Source organism: Pseudemcibacter aquimaris (assembly GCF_028869115.1).
Taxonomy (GTDB): Bacteria; Pseudomonadota; Alphaproteobacteria; order Sphingomonadales; family Emcibacteraceae; genus Pseudemcibacter; species Pseudemcibacter aquimaris.
In genome coordinates, this window is the sequence record NZ_CP079800.1 from 2,983,555 (window position 1) to 3,003,283 (window position 19,729).

Consider the following 19,729-nt stretch of genomic DNA (forward strand, 5'->3'; position numbering starts at 1 on the left):
TCATCAGGGAAAGTAGTGAATTAAAATTCAGCCGTCAATGGACATCACAACTTCGTTGGTTAGCGGATTGATGGAATTTAATTCGATTTTATACCCCCACAACCTGCGGATATGGGAAATGACCCTTTTGGCTTCTTTATCATCCAATTCAATTTCATTATTCATCCAATGAAGCAGGGTTAACGTCCGGTCCCCTTTTAAATCCACATTGGTTACCTGAATATCCAGATCCATATTGGCCACCGAATGTTGCGCGGCAAGTGCGCTTCTGATGGCTTTATAGCCCGCCTGATTATGGATGTTTTTAATCTCAAGATCGCGTTTTTTCATATTGTCATAAATATTGAAAAACCGGAAATCCCGCACCAATTTTGGGCTTAAAAACTGCAAAATAAAACTTTCATCACGGAAATTTTCCCATGCGTCTTTTAATGTTTCCACGGTTTTATTGCTGCCTGCGAAATCAGGAAACCATTCGCGGTCTTCATCAGTGGGATTTTCACAAATTCTCTCGATGTCTTTCATCATCGCAAACCCCAGCGCATAGGGGTTAAGCCCACCATAATAGGGACTGTCAAATTCAGGTTGGGCGACAACACGCGTGTGAAAATCAATAAATTCAAGCATTGAACCTTCTGTGATTTGCCCCGTGTCATAAAGCCTGTTCATGATGTGATAATGGGTAAAACAAGCGCATCCTTCGTTCATCATTTTCGTCTGTTTTTGCGGATAAAAATATTGGGCGATGGACCTGACGATCCGTAATATTTCGCTTTGCCAACGTTCAAGAACTGGGCTGTGTTTTTCCAGAAAATAAATCAGATTGGATTCCGGCAATCCTAATTTTTGCGATAATATTCTTTCGTATTCTGCCTGATCGTCTGTTTTTTCTTTTTCAATTTCAGGAAGGGTACGCCATAACTGTCTGTATTGTGACTGTTCATATTCAAGGCGCTGAATTTCCCGTTTTTGAATTTCACTGTTATCAAGCTTTTGCGGTCTGGTGTATTTATCAACGGACTGGTCGCGTAACGCATGGGCGGAATCAAGGATTTTTTCAACGGCCTCAACACCGTGTTTTTCTTCGCATTTGGCGACATAGTTTTTCGCATATTGCAAATAGTCAAGGATCGCATCCGCATCCGTCCATTGTTTAAACAGGTGATTATTTTTAAAGAAGTGATTATGACCAAAGGCCGCATGCGACATCACAAGCGCCTGCATGGTCATTGAATTTTCTTCCATGATATAACAAATGCATGGGTCAGAATTAATGACAATTTCATAAGCAAGCCCGCTGAAACCTTTTTTATACATAATCTCATCACGCAGGAAACTTTTACCAAAGGACCAATGATTATACATCATCGGCATGCCGATTGATGAATAGGCATCCAGCATCTGTTCCGATGTTATGACCTCGACCTGTGTTGGATAAACATCAAGGCCCATTTCATTTAAGGCGATATCTTCTATCGCTTTAAAGGTTCGTTCAATGGTTAAAAAATCCCATTCCGCCTGTGAATAAAGAAGCTCTTTACCGATTTCTTTTTTTGAAACGTCCGCCATTTATTTTCCCTCCTGCGCATTTGATTTGGAAAATAAATCCTTCAGAACCGGGAAGATATCCGCAGCACCCGTCACTTTTTTAATGGCAAAGTTTTGATTACCCATATTCACAGAATCATATGTTTGCCACAGGTTAGTCGCACTTTTTTGCCCATTGAAAATGGCTTCTTCCCGTTGATCCCATATTTCGACATAGGCAAAATACTGACATTGCGGCAGTAAAACATTCTGCAGCAAATATTGGCATCTTTCATTATCACTGGTTAAATTATCACCGTCGGATGCCTGCGCGGCATAGATATTCCAATCTTCGGCGGGATAGCGTTCCTTGATGATGTCATTCATTACTTCCAATGCCGTTGAAACCTTGGTTCCCCCCGTTTCACGGGAATGGAAAAATGTATCCTCGTCCACTTCGCTTGCCATATGGGTGTGCCTGATAAACACAATATCCACTTTTGAATATTGCCTGATCAGAAATAGATGCAGCAACATGAAGAAACGTTTGGCAAGGTCTTTGTGAACCTCGCTCATGGAACCGGAAACATCCATTAGGCAAAACATTACCGCATGTGTCGTTGGTTTTTCGATTTGATTGAAACTAGTAAAGCGCACATCAAGAGGATCGATATATGGAATGACCCGACGCCTGCCTGATTTTTTCTTTAACGTCTGACGCAGTTTTTCGAGCATTTCCTTATCAGCATCGGTTTTTCTTTTCTTTGCTTCGACTTTTGCAATATCTGCTTCTAAGGCTTGAAGTTCTTCATCGCTAGGCCGTCTAAGACATAACCGTCTTGCCAGACTATTTTTCATGGTTAGCTTCAGGTTTAGATTGCTTGGAGATCCGGACCTTCTATATCCGGCCCGTTGCAATTCATGGGTGGTTTCATTTTTTATTGATGTTTTGACGAAATCCGGCAATTCCATATCTTCGAAAAAGATATCCAGAAATTCATCTCTGGTCAGTGAAAATTGGAACATGTCTTCACCTTCACCGTCTTCACTGGCTTCGCTTCCGGCGCCTTTTCCGCCACTTGGTGGTCTGCTAATTTTATCTCCGGGCATAAAATCCTTGTTGCCAGGAAAAATTCTATCGCGAATTCCTTTTTCCTGATCACCGATAAAGCGTGGTTCATGCAATCCATCAGCGGGGATGCGGATATTTTCTTCCCCTTCGGTGTTTGAAATTTTTCGATTGGTAATGGCATCATTGACCGCTTTCTTGATTTGCTTTTTCGCACGTTTAAGAAAGCGCTGACGGTTCGATATGCTTTTACCCTTTGGGTTAAGGCGTCTGTCAATTATATGCATCATTACTCATTTACTTTCGTTTGTTGGTTTCATTCTCCTTACGTCTTTCATCACCCCTCATCATCCGGCTTTATTGATCCGCATGTACCATTCCACAAGTCTGTGAACCTGTCTTTCGCTATAGCCAAGCTCTGTCATGCGGCTGACAAATTCATGGTGTTTCACTTCGCTTTCTTTGTCTTTCTTGGAACCAAAACTAATCACAGGAAGCAGGTCTTCCACTTTACTGAACATACGTTTTTCGATGACTTCGCGTAGCTTTTCATAAGAGGACCATTTTGGGTTACGCCCTTTATTATTGGCCCGAGCCCGAAGCGCAAATTTCACGACCTCATTACGGAAATCTTTCGGGTTTGAAATACCCGCCGGTTTTTCAATTTTTGAAAGTTCCTGATCCAGAATTTTTGTGTCAAGCAATTGTCCGGTATCCGGATCTTTGAAATCATGTCCTTCGATCCAGCTATCAGCGTATGAAATATATCGGTCGAAAAGATTCTGACCATAGTCAGAATAGGATTCCAGATAGGCCTTTTGAATTTCATGACCGATGAATTCAGCGTATCTTGGTGCAAGTTCACCTTTGATGAAATCAAGATATTGTTTTTCCATATCATCAGGGAGCTGTTCCCGTAAGATGGATTGTTCAAGCACATACATCAAATGCACAGGGTCACATGCGACCTCAAGCGTGTCGTAATTAAAAGTTTCTGCAAGAACCTTAAACGCAAACCGTGTGGATACGCCCTTCATTCCTTCGTCAATGCCGGCTGTATCCTTATATTCCTGAATTGGTTTTGCTTTGGGATCGACATCTTTTAAATTATCACCGTTATAAACCCGCATTTTTGAAAACAAGTTTGAATTTTCATGTTCATGTAGCCGCGTCATCACAGCAAATTTTGAAAGCATATCAAGCGTGCCCGGCGCACATCTACTGGTATCCAGTTCTGAGCCGGATAAAAGTTTTTCATAAATTTTCGCCTCTTCATCAACCCGCAGGCAATAAGGTACTTTGATCACGTAAACACGGTCGATAAAGGCTTCGTTGTTTTTGTTGTTTTTAAAGGTCTGCCATTCAGATTCATTTGAATGGGCCATGATGATGCCTTGAAACGGAATGGCGCCAAGGTTTTCCGTACCAATATAATTTCCTTCCTGTGTTGCGGTTAATAATGGATGCAACATTTTGATCGGGGCTTTGAACATTTCCACGAATTCCAAAATGCCTTGCGTTGTTGCATTTAACCCACCGCAATATGAATAGGCATCGCTGTCATTCTGACTAAAATATTCAAGTTTTCTGATATCCACTTTACCGACAAGTGTTGAAATATCCTGATTATTTTCATCACCGGGTTCCGTTTTCGCGATGCTGATTTGTCTTAATTTGGATGGTCTTAATCGTGCCACCGAAAATTTGGAAATATCACCGTCAAATTCTTCAAGTCTTTTTAGCGCCCATGGGGACGCAAGCCCGGTTAATCTATGTTTTGCGATACCGTATTTTTCTTCGAGCAAGTCACCCATTTTTTCCTTATCAAATAAACCTAAAGGCGATTCAAAAATTGGGCTTAATTGATCGCCAGCCTTAAGCACATAAATCGGTTCATTTTCCATCAGGCTTTTTAATCGTTCCGCCAGTGATGATTTACCACCACCCACAGGGCCGAGCAAATAAAGTACCTGTTTTCTTTCTTCTAACCCTTGTGATGCATGGGTGAAGTAACCAACTATTCTTTCGATGGTTTCTTCCATGCCATAAAAATCTTTAAACCCATCGTAAATTTTTATGGTGCGGTTCATAAAGATGCGGCCCAGACGTTCATCCTTGGATGTATCAACAAGGGTTGGGTCACCAATGGCTTTTATCATCCGTTCAGAAGCAGAAGCATACATTGACGGATCTTCAGAGCATCCATGCAAATAATCCCGAAGGGACATTTCTGTCTCTTTATATTCTTCGTATTGCTTGAAGAACTCGTCAAATACATTTAGTTCTGCTGTCATAATACTCTCCATCATAAAGAATTAAAGTAACTGTCAGACAGAAGAGGCGTTATTGATACTATGGGATTACGCTCACCTATTCTGACAGGTCTTCAGAAGGAAGTGGACTTGGATAAGTTTCCTAATTTTTGCGTATGTGGAAGCCTTATCACGCGCCGACTTCCTTCCCCGATTTGCAACTCATTATGCAAATTTTTCAATATATTAAATATATCAAATAAACGGTTGCGAATTAAAAAATTATGATCAAATTTTCGAGAGTAAAATGTTATTTTTATCAATAAAAGAACGTGTAATGAACCAAGTATAAAACAGAATCATGACGAGTTTGTGTTCTTGATTTATCATTATACGATATTTTGGTTAATTATACACTACCTTCTTTCTCAATAACGAGTATTCGTGCTGCGCCAATAGGATGCGCCACATGTTCCGTACCAATGGATGCATAAAAAATATCCCCTGTTTCAAGGACCACGGCATGCTCATTTCCGTCCTCGCGGTATTTCATTTCGACGCGGCCATCCAGCACGGCAAAAACCTCTTCCCCGTCATTGATATGCCAGATATATGGCTCATCAGTCCAATGAAGTCGCGTCGTGATACCGTCCATATTTGCAATATCTTTGGCACCCCACGCTTTATCCGCTTTAAATTCTTTGCTTCTGATGATTTCCATAATTTATCCCATAAAAAAAAGCCCCCACGTAAAATGGGGGCTTTTCAATCAATAATCAAACATTATCTGCGGCGTGGTTCACCGCGGTATGTTTTTGGAATATATTTACGTACTTTACGTTGACGTACTTCAGCACTGTAAATATTACCGTCTTCATCGGCGGTTACACCTTCCGCAACACTGGTGCCCGGCATATACCCCTGATTTGGATCAGGAATAAATGCATGCACCCAACCCGTACGGCTATCACCAACACGGATACCACGTTCCCAACCAGGGTTACGCTGATAACCAGTGTTTGATTCACTATCCGCCACATACATCACGTCATTTTTATCAATGTAAATACCACTCGGGCGACCAAATTGTGTCCAGTGATCAATATGGTTACCATCCAGATCGAAAATCTGCACACGTGAATTATGGCGGTCACCAACAAACAATTTACCTTCTGAATTGATCGCAAGGGCATGTGGTTCATTAAATTCACCACGTTCCGCACCCATCGTGCCAAATTCCATCAGGTATTCGCCTTTGCTGTTATATTTCACAATACGGTTGTTTGTTCCGGGACGGTGACCATCAGCCACGAAAATATCACCATTTGGCGCAACGGCCACGTCATTCGGATTTGTGAATACATATTTATCCTGACCGGCAACACCCTTTGTCCCGATGGACATCAACAGTTCTCCGTCCGGGCTAAATTTATGAACCTGATGACCGACTTTGCGTTCTTCGTCACCACGTGCGTCCGCAATCCAAAGATTGCCATCCGGATCCACATGCATTCCATGCGGCCAGACGATCATATTACGACCAAAACTTTTTAAAATATTGCCGTCTTGATCAACCAGCATAATCGGATCAACGTCCGGGGTATCAAGACAATTTGAATTACCGCCACAACGTTCTGCGACCCAGATTTTGTTATCACCTGCATAATAAACTGTGCTTGTCGCGCCCCACTGACGTCCATCAGGCAAATCAAACCATGCGTCACCCACAGGTTCATATGGGTTATCCTGTGCCAGTGCCGATGTTGTCATGGCTGCAACAATTGCACTTGTCGCAAGCAACGTTTTTCCTAGAGTTCTAAATGTCATGAATTCTCCTCCGTATATTTGAAATTTTTGTTAAGTCCCACTCTTATGGCAGGTATTGGACAATAATTTACGGAGTTTGTAAAGACTAACTTGAACCAAGCTGAATTGTGATTTTAAGCCCCCCCAACTGTTCTGACCTACCATATTTTATATCGGCACCGATCAGATCAATAATTTCACGAACAATGGAAAGCCCCAAACCGTGCCCTTCACCCGCTTCATCAAGCCTGATACCGCGTTTTTCAATTTCTTTAATTTTTTCGTCCGTGATACCGGGGCCGTCGTCTTCGATGATGACTTTAAAATTATGTCGCCCTTCAACAGTTACTGCAATTTTACTCTTTGCCCATTTGCATGCATTATCAAGCAAATTACCAAACAGTTCCATCATGTCATGCTGATCCCCGACATAGGTGGCATTGTCATTAATGTCTGCACTGATTTCCAAGGATTTATCCTGATAGATCTTTTCCAATGTATCAATCAGCGGCACCAACATGGTTTTGATATTAATTTTATGACCATGTGCTGATGTGCCGATAATACGCGCTCTTTTAAGTTCACTATCAAGCTGATGCTTAATTTGCGCCGTCGCACTGATGATTTCTTCTGATGATCGTTCATCTTTACTACCCGACGCACTTTGTTCAATAAGTGCAAGCGGTGTTTTTAATGCATGCGCAAGATTACCAAGCGCCGTTGATGATCGTTTAATACGGTTATCAACCATCACCATTAATTTATTAATTTCCCGCACCAGTGGTAAAACTTCCTCAGGTACTTTTTCATCTAGGAAATATTTATCACCGGACCCAATTGCCGTTAATTCTTCCGATGTTTTTTGTAATGGTTCCATCCCCCTGTTCACAATGAAGCGCTGAATAAGCATGAGCAGCACAACAATACCACCATTTAAAAACACAAGCGCAATGGTTAGTGACTGTAAGTTTTCTGTGATTGGCGTATAATCCTCGGCAACAGAAATTATTATTTTCTGGCCTTCTTTTTCATATGCGCCCTGAAGCACTAAAAGTTTCTGTTCAACCGGGCCATCGCTTTCAATTAGCCTTACTTGCCCAACTTCAAGATCAGCTTCAGCAAGCGTCTGATCCCATAAGGATCTGGAAAGGTATGTTTGATGATCCAAATCGATACGGTAATAATTTCCGGAAAATGGGTTTGAGAACACCGGATTAAGGCTTACCTCATTAAGCCTTAAAAGCCCGCTTTCATCAGGTGCTAAGTTGGCAATAAGACCGTCCGTATCATACTGTAATCTTGATTCTACGAATGTTTTTCCAAAACTATTGAAGAATACAATATTGATGATCATCAACGTGCTGAAAAAGATCAATGAAACCAGAAAAACACCAAGATTTAATCGGGTCTTCAAGCTGCTCATTGGTCTATCCCGAAAATATAGCCTTGCCCTCTTTTGGTTTTGATATATTCGGCCCCAAGAAGGTTACGCAGTCTTCTGACATAAACTTCGATAACATTGCTATCTTTATCGGAACCATCATCATAAATATGATCGGTCAGATGCCCTTTTGATAAAATTTCATTTTGATGCAGTATCATATACCGGAGCAATCTAAATTCTGTCCCGGTTAATGGGTGTTCTTTATCCCCTTTAATCACGGACTGTCTATTTTCATCCAGTTTGATATCACCGCATTCCATTGTTTTTGTGACTTTTTTCTTGGTACGTCTGATCAGGGCATTCAATCGTTCAAGCAGTTCTTCAAAATGAAACGGTTTTCCCAGATAATCATCTGCGCCCGCCTGGAAACCATCCACACGTTCCTGCCAATCATCACGCGCGGTCAAAATAAGTACGGCGGATGCATTGCCGTCTTTACGCCAGTTTTTAAGAACCTCTAACCCCGAAATATCCGGCAAGCCAATATCAAGGATCACAACATCATAAGAAATTTCATTTCCCATAAACTCGGCGTCCTCGCCTGTGGTGATAAGATCAACGGCAAAGCCCTTTGATTTTAAATCGTCGGCTAATCTCGGCCCTAATTTCGGATCATCTTCAACAAGTAATAGCCGCATTATTCATCCTTAAGATGCGATGCATCTTCCCCTGTTCTGCCATCAATCAGATGGACATCAACGACGCCGTTTTCTTTAAGAATTTCAAAATAATAAATAAGGTTTCCGTCAAAACTGACCAATTCGACCTCAATTATTCTGTCATTTTCGGCTCTGGGAATTTTGCTAAGGATATATTCATAATCCAGCACATTACCGCTTTCGAGGTGTTCATTTATTTCACCACGGGAAAGGGAACTGCTTCCGACAAGCTGCGCAGACGCATTACTCAAGAAAAGAACCATAAAAATCAGTATGGTATTTATTGCAAACAATCTAACTTTCATATGATGACATATTACCTGCGTCTATTAATGACTTTATCATAAAGTGATTATGATATTTTTCAAAAATAATTATGATTGATAGCACAAATAACTGAAATCAAACTTAAAATTCGGAAATAACGGTAACACCGTTACTTTCAAATTTATCCATATTGATCAAGGCATCAATGGATTGTTCAAGCGATATTTCCTGACCGATTAGTTTCTCTGGCGCGAGGCTCCCCGCTGCAATCATATCCATCATTTCCGGGTATCTGTGCGCGGCCATACCGTGGCTTCCGATTATTTCAAGTTCATTGGCAACCACAATATCCATTGGTAGTGGCGGTGTGCTTTGATCAGCCACCAAAAGTCCAACTTGAATATGTTTTCCACGTTTCTTTAGTGACCTGATTGAATTTTCGCACGTAATCGGATTTCCAAGCGCATCCATAGAAATATGAACACCACGTTTCGTAATTTCAAAGATGGCTTCTGATACATTGGCAGTTGTTTTCGCATTGATACCAAACTCAGCACCGATGGATTTTGCAAATTCAAGTTTTTGATCATCAATATCAATGGCAATAACGCGTGCACCATAGGCACGGGCAATCATAATTGCGGATAGGCCAACACCACCACAGCCATGAACCGCAACCCATTGACCATCAGCGACTTTACCCTGTTCCACAATACCGCGGTATGATGTGATGAACCGACAACCAAGACTGGCGGCCGTTACAAAATTCATACTATCCGGCAATCTTACCAGATTTAAATCCGCCTGATGAATGCCGACATATTCGGCAAATGATCCCCAATGGGTAAATCCGGGCTGGAACTGATTATCGCAAACCTGTTGATTGCCACTATCGCATTCAGGACAGTGACCACAACCACCAACAAACGGCACCGTGACACGGTCACCGACTTGCCATTTTGTAACGTCTTTTCCAACCGCCTCGATAATACCGGCAAGTTCATGACCCGGCACATGGGGCAGTGGAATATCAGGATCATGACCAACCCAGCCATGCCAATCGCTGCGGCAGACGCCTGTTGCCATTACTTTTAAGACAACACCATGATTTTCCGGTGTTGGATCGGCAACATTTTTGATTTTTGGCATGTCACCATATTGTTCAAACAGAACTGCTTTCATTAATGCCTCTTTAATCTTCCGTGCGCGCCAACAATGGCGGCGCTGTCGATCATAAAGTGCTCATATAAATCAGGCAAGTCACCGGTTTGTCCGAAGGCTTCAACACCCAGCGGCACAACTGGATTACCACGAATACTACCAAGCCATGATAGATTTAACGGATGACCATCACAAACAGACACAACCATTGAATCACGTGGCAATTCATCCAATAATTTTTCAATATGAGACACTTTCGGGCGTTTATTAATCGCCGAACTTCTTCTTGATGCGGCCCAGTCACGATAAAGAATATCCGATGATGTTACCGCCATCACGGCCATATCCTTGTTTTCCTGTTGCAGATCCTGAACCGCGCCCATTACTTCTGGTGCAATGGCGCCCGCATAAATAATCACGCGAGATGTACTGCTTGTTGGTTTTCTTAACCAATAGGCACCCTTGACGATGTTATCTTTATCTTCTTCAGTAAGGGTTCTTGGGAGCTGTTCAATTTTTCTGGTTGATAGACGTAGATATACGGATGATCCATCCTCATCCTGCATGGTTTCAAAACCCCATTTCATCAGTACAGCTAACTCATCAGCATAAGATGGCTCAAGTGTCGTAAGGCCCGGTTGCGATATGCCAATAAGAGGCGTGCCGATCGATTGATGAGCACCGCCCTCTGGCCCAAGTGTAATACCGGATGGTGTCGCCACTAGCATAAATCGGGCGCCTTGGTACGCAGCATAATTAAGGGCATCAAGACCACGTGCAATGAACGGATCATAAAGTGTGCCCACAGGGAACAATCTTTCACCAAAATTTTTATGTGCAAGCCCAAGTTGCCCGAGCAATGAAAACAGATTGTTTTCCGCAATCCCAAGTTCCATATGTTGCCCTGCTGGCCCTTTTTGCCAGATTTGTGAGCTTGGGATGCGTTTATCTTTAAATACGTCCGCTACATCTTCGCGGGCATAAAGTTTTCTTCTGTTCACCCACGGCCCAAGGTTTGTTGATGATGTCACATCCGGGCTTGTGGTAATAATGTGGTCCGCCAGTTCGCTGTCACCCTTTGCCAGTTCGAACATAATTTTTCCGAACGCTTCTTGCGTGGATTGAAGATCATCTTTTGGCGCCGGAATTTCCGGAATGCGGATTGTCGCCGCTTTTTTCATGGTTTTATGGCGCTGCTGATAATCACAGTTTGAAATATAATGGGTTAATTTTTCCGCATGCTCTTCAACACCACCAAATTTATCCCATTCTGCGCCTTCCGGTACTTGTTGATCTTTCTGGAATTGTGCCATTTGGCCGACACTCATAAGACCCGCATGGTTATCCTTATGCCCTGCAAGCGGCAAGCCTTTACCCTTGACCGTGTAAGCAATAAAGCATTGTGGTTGTTCGCTGTCTGCTTCACCGAAAGCTTCGGTCAATGTTTCAAGATCATGACCGCCAAGGTTCGTCATCACTTCAGCAAGTTCCGGATCATCATAACTATCCAGAAATTCACCAATCCCGCTGGTGCCTTTTAATTCTTCTTCAAGTTGTTTACGCCATTCAGCGCCCCCTTGATAGGTAAGCGCGGAATATAATTGGTTCGGACAATTATCAATCCAATTCAGGATCGCTTCACCGGCGGGACCATCTTGGGCCTTCATCAGTTTTTTACCGTATTTCAAGGTTGATACTTTCCAACCAAGACTATCAAAAACACCGCTGATCCGCTCAAATAAAGCATCATCAACAACACCATCAAGGCTTTGACGGTTATAATCAATCACCCACCATAGGTTTCTTGCCTGATGTTTCCATCCTTCAAGTAGACTTTCAAAAATATTTCCTTCGTCAAATTCCGCGTCCCCCGCAAGCGCAATCATCCGGCCCGTCGCATTTTCATCATACCAGCCATGATCAACCATATAATCCTGCGTCAGCGTATTAAATAGCGTTGCGGCCACACCCATACCAACGGATCCCGTTGAAAAATCAACATCCGTTGTATCTTTTGTCATGGATGGGTATGACTGCGCACCACCAAAGGCACGGAAATTATGCATCTTTTCCTGTGTCTGACGGTCCATCAAATACATGATCGCATGAAGAATTGGTGACGCATGCGGTTTAACCGCAACGCGGTCATTGGGACCAAGAATATGAAAATACAGCGCCGTCATGATACTGGCTAGAGACGCACTTGATGCCTGATGACCACCGACTTTTAGCCCATCACGGCTTGGTCTTAAGTGATTGGCATTGTGGATCATATAACTCGCGAGCCATAACACCTTCTTTTCAAGGAGTTTTAAGCTGCGAATGTCATCTTCTGTGGTAATTTTGGTCATCTCTTGATCGTGTCCTTTTAAAAAAGTTACTGGTCAGTAACATAATAAAACAGATCATGCCAAAGAGATGTTAATTATGCAAGCAGATTCTTATTATCCTTTAACGCACCAATGACCGCGTCAATGTCATCATTGTTGTTATAAAAATGCGCTGATATTCTTAAATTACCATCTCTACAGGACGCGATAATGTTCCTTTCGGCCAGTGCCGCCACTAAAGCATATTCATCTGTTGATGCCACAGTGATCATAGCGCCATGCTTATTCGGGTCCATTGGTGACATCAGTTTTCCGCCAATTTCCTGAACTCCTTTTTTAAGACGCTCATTTAAAGCGGCAACATGTTCACGAATATTTTCCACGCCCACTTCCAGAATTAATTTTAGCCCCGCTTCCACTGCATAAAGATTAGGGACCGATGGCGTACCTTGTTCAAAACGACGTGCATTCGTTGCCGGTATATTATCATGAATAAGCATCGCATGGATATCTTCTTGCGCAAACCATCCGGTTTGTGTGGGTTCTGATTTGGTAATCAGGTCTTCGCGTACATATAAAAACCCAACACCCGCCGTTGAAAGCAAATATTTAAGCGACCCGCCAACGATGAAATCCACTTTCCATTCATTAACATCAATGGGAACCGCACCCACACCCTGATACGCATCCACCAAAATAAGTGCGCCATTCTTTCTGGCAATATCACGGATCGCGGGAATATCCGCAAGTGCACCATTGCGGTAACACACAAGCGGCACGGCAACCAGTAAGGTTTCATCATCAACAAGACGGTCCAGATCATCAAGATCAATCATACCGTCCGTTTCTTTCACATGCACCACTTCAGCGCCATGCTTTTTAAGTGCATGCCATGCTTGTGCCTCTGTCGGGAAAGCAAGATCGGTTGTTACGATTTTCTTTCTTTTGCCACTGAAATCAAGGCTACTGGATATGGCGCTTAATGATGCGGATGCGGATGTGGTCACGGCCATCTCATCTGCCTTTGCTGATAGTAAATCTGCAAATAAGGAACGCACTCGTTCCAAACGGTCACACCACCCAATCCAGTCCGCGCCGACCTCATGACGGTCTTTCAAATAACGCTGGAAAGCGCCTTCGACCTCTAACGACAAGGCCGCATAAGAACAGCTATTGATATAAACAGTATTTTTAAATATCGGGAAATGTTCCCGATAAGCACGCATTGATTTCATGGTTTTCATAAATCCTAATAATTAATAGCCGGGCTGCCGGATGGATAAAATACACCCATCAACTGCATTCCACCTTCATCCGTACATTCAACAGAATGGCCCTGACGGTGCGGCAGGAATAATACATCACCTGTCTTTACTTCCGTGACTTTAGTTCCGGTCCACATTTTCCCGTAACCCGTCAAAATGACGATCGCTTCTTCATATAAATGGCGGTGCATTGCCGCACGCGATTTCGGAATTTGACCAATGAATTGTGTTACCTCGTTTGACCCAACCTTTTTATCCACGAGTTCCTGATAAATGCGGTTCGCCATCACATTTGCTGTTGCCTCATCAAATGCAATGTATCGTTCTTCCTGTTCCGTCTGGAATGTTGTTTCATTGTCATCCGTAACCGTTAAATCCGTTAGTAATGGACATGCGGTCGCATAAATCACCATTTCTTCATCCGTAATCACACGGAATTTTTCACCAGGGCGGACATAAAGACCCGCTTCTTTATCAACATTAAATTCGCGGCCTGCGATATCAACAGTACCCGCGCCGGATACGAAATACAGAACCGTATCGACCCCTTCATATTCCATCCACTTGGTTGTTCCAGCTGATACAGTTAAACGGTGAAGACTTAATTTAGTTGCACCGTCTTCCTTGGCGATGACCGGTTGATACCTTAAATTACCCACGACCGTATCATTTTTATCATTTGGTGTCATAACATATGCACCACCATCGACAAGTGCTTTACCGTTTGCATCCTGATCAATTTGAACCGAATCTTTCATTGATAAGATTTCAGCATCAGATGCTTCAGCGTAAACATCTTCAAGGTTATTATGGGCACCATCACAATATGGGCCTGATTTTGTTGCTTTACAGGCACAAAGAAGAACATCTTCCGTTTTCTCTGCCTTAAACACCATCGGTCTATGTTCCGTCCCCTTATGGGCACCATCACAGAATGGCTGTGTTTTACTTAATTTACAGGTACACCATGCGTATTTCTTCCCTTCTTCAAGGCTTACCAGACACGGTTTATTTTCAACAACATATTCTACAGGATCATCAGACATTTTCTTCACTTTCTTCAGCAAGTTTCACCAATAATGGCGACGGTCTCCACCACCTGTCCCCATATTTTGCGGCAAATTCATTTATTCTTTTTAACACGTATTTTAACCCAAGATGTTCTACATAATGCATTGGCCCGCCCTTGTACCGCGGAAAACCAAATGCAAATGCATAAACAACATCAATATCACTTGTCCTTTGGGCGATGCCCTCTTCGACAATTTTATACCCCTCATTAATAAGCGCGAAAATACATCTCTCTTCGATTTCTTTTGATGAAATATCGTCGCGCTTTATATTATATTTCTTGGCAAATTCTTCAGCGAGCTCTTCTACGAGCGCGTGTTTCTTTTTATCACGCCCATCATATTCATAAAAACCTGCCCCTGTTTTTTGACCCTTATGTCCGGCGTCCACCAATGCAGCATGCACACTGAACGCTCGCTTATCATAAGCATCATCTGATAGCTTTGATCTGGCCATCACACCAATATCAATCCCCGCCATATCAAGCATGCTGAACATGCCCATGGGCATTCCAAAATCATACATGGTCTGATCAACCTGTTCGACACTTGCACCTTCAAGCAGCAAAAGTCCCGCTTCACGGCCATAACAGGATGACATACGGTTCGCAATAAACCCATAACATACGCCGGAAAGAACTGGTGTTTTTCTAATTTTTTTCGCAAGCTTAAATGCGGTTGCGATTACTTCATTAGATGTATTATCCGTTTTTACAATTTCCAAAAGCGGCATGATATGCGCCGGGCTAAAGAAATGAAGGCCGATGACATCTGAAACGCGGCTTGTTGCCGTTGCCATTTCATCAATATCCAGGAATGATGTGTTGGTCGCGATAATCGCACCATCTTTGGCCACGTTATCCAGTTTTGACAACACTTCTTTCTTGATGTTCATATCCTCGAATACGGCCTCAATCATCAGATCGCTATCTGATAAATCATCATAAGACGTCGTTACCGATAACGCGTTCATGGCGGCCGCCATTTGTGTGTCCGTCATTCTGCCTTTACTGACATTGGATGCATAAATTTTTTCAATTTTTTGTTTCGCCGCATTTGCAGCGTCACCCGTAATTTCAAGAAGCGTGACCGCCATACCGGAACTTAAGAAATTGACGGCAATACCGCATCCCATAATGCCACCACCAACCACGGCGACGTTATTGATATCTCTTGTGGCCGTATTTTTATCAATGCCATCTACTTTCGCGGCTTGACGTTCCGCGAAAAAAAGATGCCTTTGCGCTTTTGAATGGGAACTTGCCACCAGTTCCATAAATTTTTCACGTTCGAACTCTATCCCTGCATCAAAATCAAGATCACATGCCACTTTTACGGCATCAATAGCAGCAAAAGGCGCAAGAAACCCGCGCGATTTTCTGGCAATTTTCTTTTTAAAGTCAGCAAATAATTCTTCGCCCGCGTCACACTTTAAATCGCGAATGCGTCTAACGGTTTTATCTTTTGCAAAATTTATAGCGTCACATAACAAATCATCCGACACCAAATCAGCCACCCCGAGTGACAATGCCTTTTCGGCCTTAATTGGTTTTCCGGACGTAATCATTTCAAGGGATTTTTCAGCACCGATTAAACGCGGCAATCGTTGCGTGCCACCTGCACCAGGCATAAGTCCCAAATTCACTTCCGGCAGACCGACTTTTGCGCGCCCGTCCATCACACGGTAATGACAGGCAAGCCCCACTTCAAACCCACCGCCCAAAGCCGTTCCATGCATCGCGGCAATCAGTGGTTTGGAGAATTCATCCATTTCCGCCATCAGTTCCGGTAACGTAGGGCTTACAGGTGGTTTGCCAAATTCGGTAATATCAGCACCCGCACAGAATGTTCTTCCCGCACAATGGATCACGACGGCATTTACAGTATCGTTATTGTTTAATTCGCTTAAGGCTTTTGAAACCCCGTCGCGAACCGCATGCGAAAGCGCATTTACGGGCGGGTTATCAATAGTAACAACTGCGATATTGTCATTTATACTGGTGCTTACGATGCTCAAGTTGCTGCATCCTCCGTCATATAGGGTTGCATGGCTTCTTTCACAAATTCAGGAAGCGGGTGGCTTTTCATGATGTTGCCTTTTCCTTTGATGTAAACGAGTTTTACATCAGCGCTTAAGATTTCTTTTTCGCCGACTTTGGCCTCAATAAATACAGAAAATGATGCTCGACCAATTTTTGTTACCACTAATGACCATTCAACATAATCTTCCAGTTCAGCCGGGCTTTTAAAATTTACATTTAAATTGACGGTTGGGACGCCGTAGTCCGTATCAACAATCATTTCCTTATATGAAAATTTTACGACTTCGGCGAAGAAATCCTCAACGATATCATTTATCATTTCCACCAGACGCGGGTAATATGTGATCCCGGCGGCATCGGTTTGCCCAAATCGAATTTTTCTCGTGACTTTAAAAACGGCCATTTGCTATTCCCTCAAAAGATATTATTTATGGCTGCTTGGTTTGGCTTTTTGTTGCCATTCAAGCTGCTGTGCTCTTGCCTTCTCTTTTAAGCTATAGGCTTGCTGTTTTCCAGAAAGATATTGTTTTTCCCAGTCATTATCAGGCAAATCCACCCCATACCATGCTGCCGCTTCACGTGTGAAAAACGGATTCCATAAATGCGGTCTTCCGATGGCCACAAGATCAGCCCGTCTTGTGTGTAAAATGGTATTCACCTGCGCTGGTTCTGTAATGGCACCAACAGCCATTGTCGCAACACGCGGAACATTACGAATGGCTTCGGCAAACCCAACCTGGAACATACGACCATAAACCGGTTTTTGATCAGGGACTGTTTGTCCAGCGGACACATCAATCAGGTCAACACCCGCATCCCTAAATGCATTTGCGATTGCGAATGTGTCTTCCTCCGTTATGCCGCCTTCTTTCCAATCGGATGCTGAAATACGCACCGACATTGGCTTGTTAGCTGGCCAAACTTCACGCATTGCCGCGAATACTTCAAGCGGGAAACGCATTCGATTTTCAATGGATCCACCATATTCATCATCACGTACATTGGTTAATGGCGAAAGGAATGACGCCAGCAAATAACCATGGGCGGCATGCATTTCGATCATATCAAATCCGGCACGGTCAGCGCGCACGGTTGCTTGTTTGAAATCGGCAATGACCTTATCCATATCATCACGGTTCATTTCTTTCGGCATGTCTGAAATACCGTCCAGAAATTCCATTGATGATGCTGATAACAGATCCCAATTTTTCCCCTGATCCTTAATCGGGTGATCCGGTGTTTCCCATCCAAGTTGGGTTGATCCTTTACGTCCCGCATGTCCAAGCTGCATACAAATTTTTGTTTTTGTATTTTCATGAACAAAATCGACGATGCGTTTCCATCCCGCCTCATGTTCATCGGTCCACATGCCAGGACAGCCAAGTGAAATGCGGGCTTCCGGTGACGGGCATGTCATTTCCACATTCATTAATCCCATGCCGCCCCGTGCGGCACCACCATAATGCACCAGATGCCAATCGGTCAGGTTGCCATCCTCATCCGCGGAATATTGTGCCATTGGTGACATCACCACACGATTTCTTAATTCCATTTCCCCGAGTTTAAATTTGGTGAACATCGGTGTCGGTCTGCTTTCGCGGTAATCATATCCACTTTGCTGATAATACCGCTCGTACCATGCATCATCCATTTTCTTGACAAACTCAGGATCGCGCAAAATCAGGTTATCATATGTAATCGATTTTGAACGGCACATAACGACCGCTGCAAACTGCATCAAATCCATATCCCAGGAACGGTCCATATGTTCAAACCATGCAAGTGACACATCCGCATTATGTTGTAAAATTTGAGCCGGTGTTTCACGTTCCGCAACATATTGTTTAAATGCTTTTTCAATGGAATTTTCGCCATGTTCCACCACCGCATCCGATAATGAAATCGCGCATTCCATGGCGAGTTTTGATCCTGATCCAATTGAAAAGTGTGCTGATGCCTTTGCATCGCCAAGAATAGCGATATTTTTATGATACCAATTATTGCAATAAATACGCGGGAATTGACGCCACATGGAACGATTGATGATCAGGTTATGACCTTCCAACTCTTCCGCGAAAATCTTTTCTAACTTATCGGCTGATCCCTGCTCATCAAATTCTTCAAATTCAAAGGCTTCCCAGCACTCGTTTGACATTTCAAAGACCCATGTCGATGTACCCTCTTCATATTGATAGGTATGGGCGCAAATGGGGCCATGCTCCGTATCTTTAAAAAAGTACGTAAAATCATCCACTTTTCTGGTTGATCCCATCCATGTGAATCTGTTCGATTTCACCGTGATGCTCGGATCAAAATATTCCTTATACTGTTCGCGGATACTGGACCCGATCCCGTCACAGGCAAGAATCATATCACTGTCTGCAAAATCATCCTCAAGCGTTGATGCATCAATTCTTGCACCGTATGTAATTTTGACCCCCAGATCAGAACATCTGTTTTGTAATACCTTTAACAGATTAAGTCTGGAACAACCGGCAAAACCGTTGCCGCCGCATCTGACCTCTTCCCCTTTATATTTAATGATAATATCATCCCAATATGCAAACTCATCACGGATCAGTTCATATGATTCATGGTCACGGCTTAAAAATTCATCCAGTGTATCATCGGAAAAAACCACACCAAAACCAAAGGTGTCATCAGCCCTGTTTTGTTCAAAGACTTCAATTTCCCAATCCGGTTTTGCCTTTTTCGTCAGTAATGCAAAATATAATCCGCCCGGACCCCCACCGATCACTGATATCTTCATTTTTGTTCCTCTCTTGTGAAAGGAATACAGTAACCTCATTTATCTTACATGTAAACTAATATTGCAC

15 protein-coding genes are annotated in these 19,729 nt (G+C 43.0%); all 15 read right to left on the bottom strand.

What is annotated here, in order from left to right; all coding sequences use genetic code 11:
• Window positions 1-27 precede the first annotated feature (27 nt).
• Window positions 28-1,569, bottom strand: a complete 1,542-nt coding sequence (locus KW060_RS14045) for a SpoVR family protein (protein WP_249036022.1) — start codon at window positions 1,567-1,569, stop codon at window positions 28-30.
• The gene (locus KW060_RS14050; RefSeq protein WP_249036023.1) at window positions 1,570-2,886 is read right to left on the bottom strand and encodes a YeaH/YhbH family protein; all 1,317 of its coding nucleotides are present in this window, start codon (window positions 2,884-2,886) and stop codon (window positions 1,570-1,572) included. It lies immediately after the preceding gene.
• Between the two features lie 57 nt (window positions 2,887-2,943).
• Window positions 2,944-4,890, bottom strand: coding sequence for a PrkA family serine protein kinase (locus KW060_RS14055; RefSeq protein ID WP_249036024.1), 1,947 nt, complete (start codon window positions 4,888-4,890; stop codon window positions 2,944-2,946).
• A 367-nt stretch (window positions 4,891-5,257) separates the two neighbouring features.
• Window positions 5,258-5,569, bottom strand: coding sequence for a cupin domain-containing protein (locus KW060_RS14060; RefSeq protein ID WP_249036025.1), 312 nt, complete (start codon window positions 5,567-5,569; stop codon window positions 5,258-5,260).
• A gap of 62 nt (window positions 5,570-5,631) precedes the next feature.
• Window positions 5,632-6,675, bottom strand: coding sequence for a peptidyl-alpha-hydroxyglycine alpha-amidating lyase family protein (locus KW060_RS14065; protein WP_249036026.1), 1,044 nt, complete (start codon window positions 6,673-6,675; stop codon window positions 5,632-5,634).
• 85 nt (window positions 6,676-6,760) lie between these two features.
• Window positions 6,761-8,077, bottom strand: a complete 1,317-nt coding sequence (locus KW060_RS14070) for an ATP-binding protein (protein ID WP_249036031.1) — start codon at window positions 8,075-8,077, stop codon at window positions 6,761-6,763.
• Complete coding sequence (locus KW060_RS14075) at window positions 8,074-8,736, bottom strand: response regulator transcription factor (RefSeq protein WP_249036033.1); 663 nt, start codon at window positions 8,734-8,736, stop codon at window positions 8,074-8,076. Before KW060_RS14075 ends, KW060_RS14070 begins: the two co-directional genes overlap by 4 nt.
• Complete coding sequence (locus KW060_RS14080; RefSeq protein ID WP_249036037.1) at window positions 8,736-9,062, bottom strand: PepSY domain-containing protein; 327 nt, start codon at window positions 9,060-9,062, stop codon at window positions 8,736-8,738. The genes KW060_RS14075 and KW060_RS14080 overlap by 1 nt, the downstream gene beginning before the upstream one ends.
• A 103-nt stretch (window positions 9,063-9,165) precedes the next feature.
• Window positions 9,166-10,206, bottom strand: a complete 1,041-nt coding sequence (locus tag KW060_RS14085; protein WP_249036038.1) for a zinc-dependent alcohol dehydrogenase family protein — start codon at window positions 10,204-10,206, stop codon at window positions 9,166-9,168.
• Window positions 10,206-12,536 (bottom strand): transketolase-like TK C-terminal-containing protein, encoded by a 2,331-nt coding sequence (locus KW060_RS14090; RefSeq protein ID WP_249036039.1) that lies wholly within the window; start codon window positions 12,534-12,536, stop codon window positions 10,206-10,208. The genes KW060_RS14085 and KW060_RS14090 overlap by 1 nt, the downstream gene beginning before the upstream one ends.
• Before the next feature lie 74 nt (window positions 12,537-12,610).
• Window positions 12,611-13,750, bottom strand: coding sequence for an aminotransferase class V-fold PLP-dependent enzyme (locus KW060_RS14095; RefSeq protein WP_249036040.1), 1,140 nt, complete (start codon window positions 13,748-13,750; stop codon window positions 12,611-12,613).
• A gap of 14 nt (window positions 13,751-13,764) precedes the next feature.
• Window positions 13,765-14,826 (bottom strand): CDGSH iron-sulfur domain-containing protein, encoded by a 1,062-nt coding sequence (locus tag KW060_RS14100; RefSeq protein ID WP_249036041.1) that lies wholly within the window; start codon window positions 14,824-14,826, stop codon window positions 13,765-13,767.
• Complete coding sequence (locus tag KW060_RS14105; RefSeq protein WP_249036042.1) at window positions 14,819-16,867, bottom strand: 3-hydroxyacyl-CoA dehydrogenase NAD-binding domain-containing protein; 2,049 nt, start codon at window positions 16,865-16,867, stop codon at window positions 14,819-14,821. Before KW060_RS14105 ends, KW060_RS14100 begins: the two co-directional genes overlap by 8 nt.
• On the bottom strand, window positions 16,864-17,295 hold the full coding sequence (locus KW060_RS14110; RefSeq protein WP_249036043.1) for an acyl-CoA thioesterase: 432 nt from the start codon (window positions 17,293-17,295) through the stop codon (window positions 16,864-16,866). The genes KW060_RS14105 and KW060_RS14110 overlap by 4 nt, the downstream gene beginning before the upstream one ends.
• Window positions 17,296-17,316: 21 nt before the next feature.
• The gene (locus KW060_RS14115; RefSeq protein ID WP_249036044.1) at window positions 17,317-19,662 is read right to left on the bottom strand and encodes an oxidoreductase; all 2,346 of its coding nucleotides are present in this window, start codon (window positions 19,660-19,662) and stop codon (window positions 17,317-17,319) included.
• Between the last annotated feature and the right edge of the window lie 67 nt (window positions 19,663-19,729).

What these genes read in the sequence shown, in the direction of transcription:
- KW060_RS14060 (WP_249036025.1), bottom strand. Translation starts at nt 5,569, where the DNA reads ATGGAAATCATCAGAAGCAAAGAATTTAAAGCGGATAAAGCGTGGGGT.
- KW060_RS14085 (WP_249036038.1), bottom strand. Translation starts at nt 10,206, where the DNA reads ATGAAAGCAGTTCTGTTTGAACAATATGGTGACATGCCAAAAATCAAA.
- KW060_RS14070 (WP_249036031.1), bottom strand. Translation starts at nt 8,077, where the DNA reads ATGAGCAGCTTGAAGACCCGATTAAATCTTGGTGTTTTTCTGGTTTCA.
- KW060_RS14090 (WP_249036039.1), bottom strand. Translation starts at nt 12,536, where the DNA reads ATGACCAAAATTACCACAGAAGATGACATTCGCAGCTTAAAACTCCTT.
- KW060_RS14095 (WP_249036040.1), bottom strand. Translation starts at nt 13,750, where the DNA reads ATGAAATCAATGCGTGCTTATCGGGAACATTTCCCGATATTTAAAAAT.
- KW060_RS14050 (WP_249036023.1), bottom strand. Translation starts at nt 2,886, where the DNA reads ATGATGCATATAATTGACAGACGCCTTAACCCAAAGGGTAAAAGCATA.
- KW060_RS14075 (WP_249036033.1), bottom strand. Translation starts at nt 8,736, where the DNA reads ATGCGGCTATTACTTGTTGAAGATGATCCGAAATTAGGGCCGAGATTA.
- KW060_RS14080 (WP_249036037.1), bottom strand. Translation starts at nt 9,062, where the DNA reads ATGAAAGTTAGATTGTTTGCAATAAATACCATACTGATTTTTATGGTT.
- KW060_RS14100 (WP_249036041.1), bottom strand. Translation starts at nt 14,826, where the DNA reads ATGTCTGATGATCCTGTAGAATATGTTGTTGAAAATAAACCGTGTCTG.
- KW060_RS14115 (WP_249036044.1), bottom strand. Translation starts at nt 19,662, where the DNA reads ATGAAGATATCAGTGATCGGTGGGGGTCCGGGCGGATTATATTTTGCA.
- KW060_RS14055 (WP_249036024.1), bottom strand. Translation starts at nt 4,890, where the DNA reads ATGACAGCAGAACTAAATGTATTTGACGAGTTCTTCAAGCAATACGAA.
- KW060_RS14045 (WP_249036022.1), bottom strand. Translation starts at nt 1,569, where the DNA reads ATGGCGGACGTTTCAAAAAAAGAAATCGGTAAAGAGCTTCTTTATTCA.
- KW060_RS14110 (WP_249036043.1), bottom strand. Translation starts at nt 17,295, where the DNA reads ATGGCCGTTTTTAAAGTCACGAGAAAAATTCGATTTGGGCAAACCGAT.
- KW060_RS14065 (WP_249036026.1), bottom strand. Translation starts at nt 6,675, where the DNA reads ATGACATTTAGAACTCTAGGAAAAACGTTGCTTGCGACAAGTGCAATT.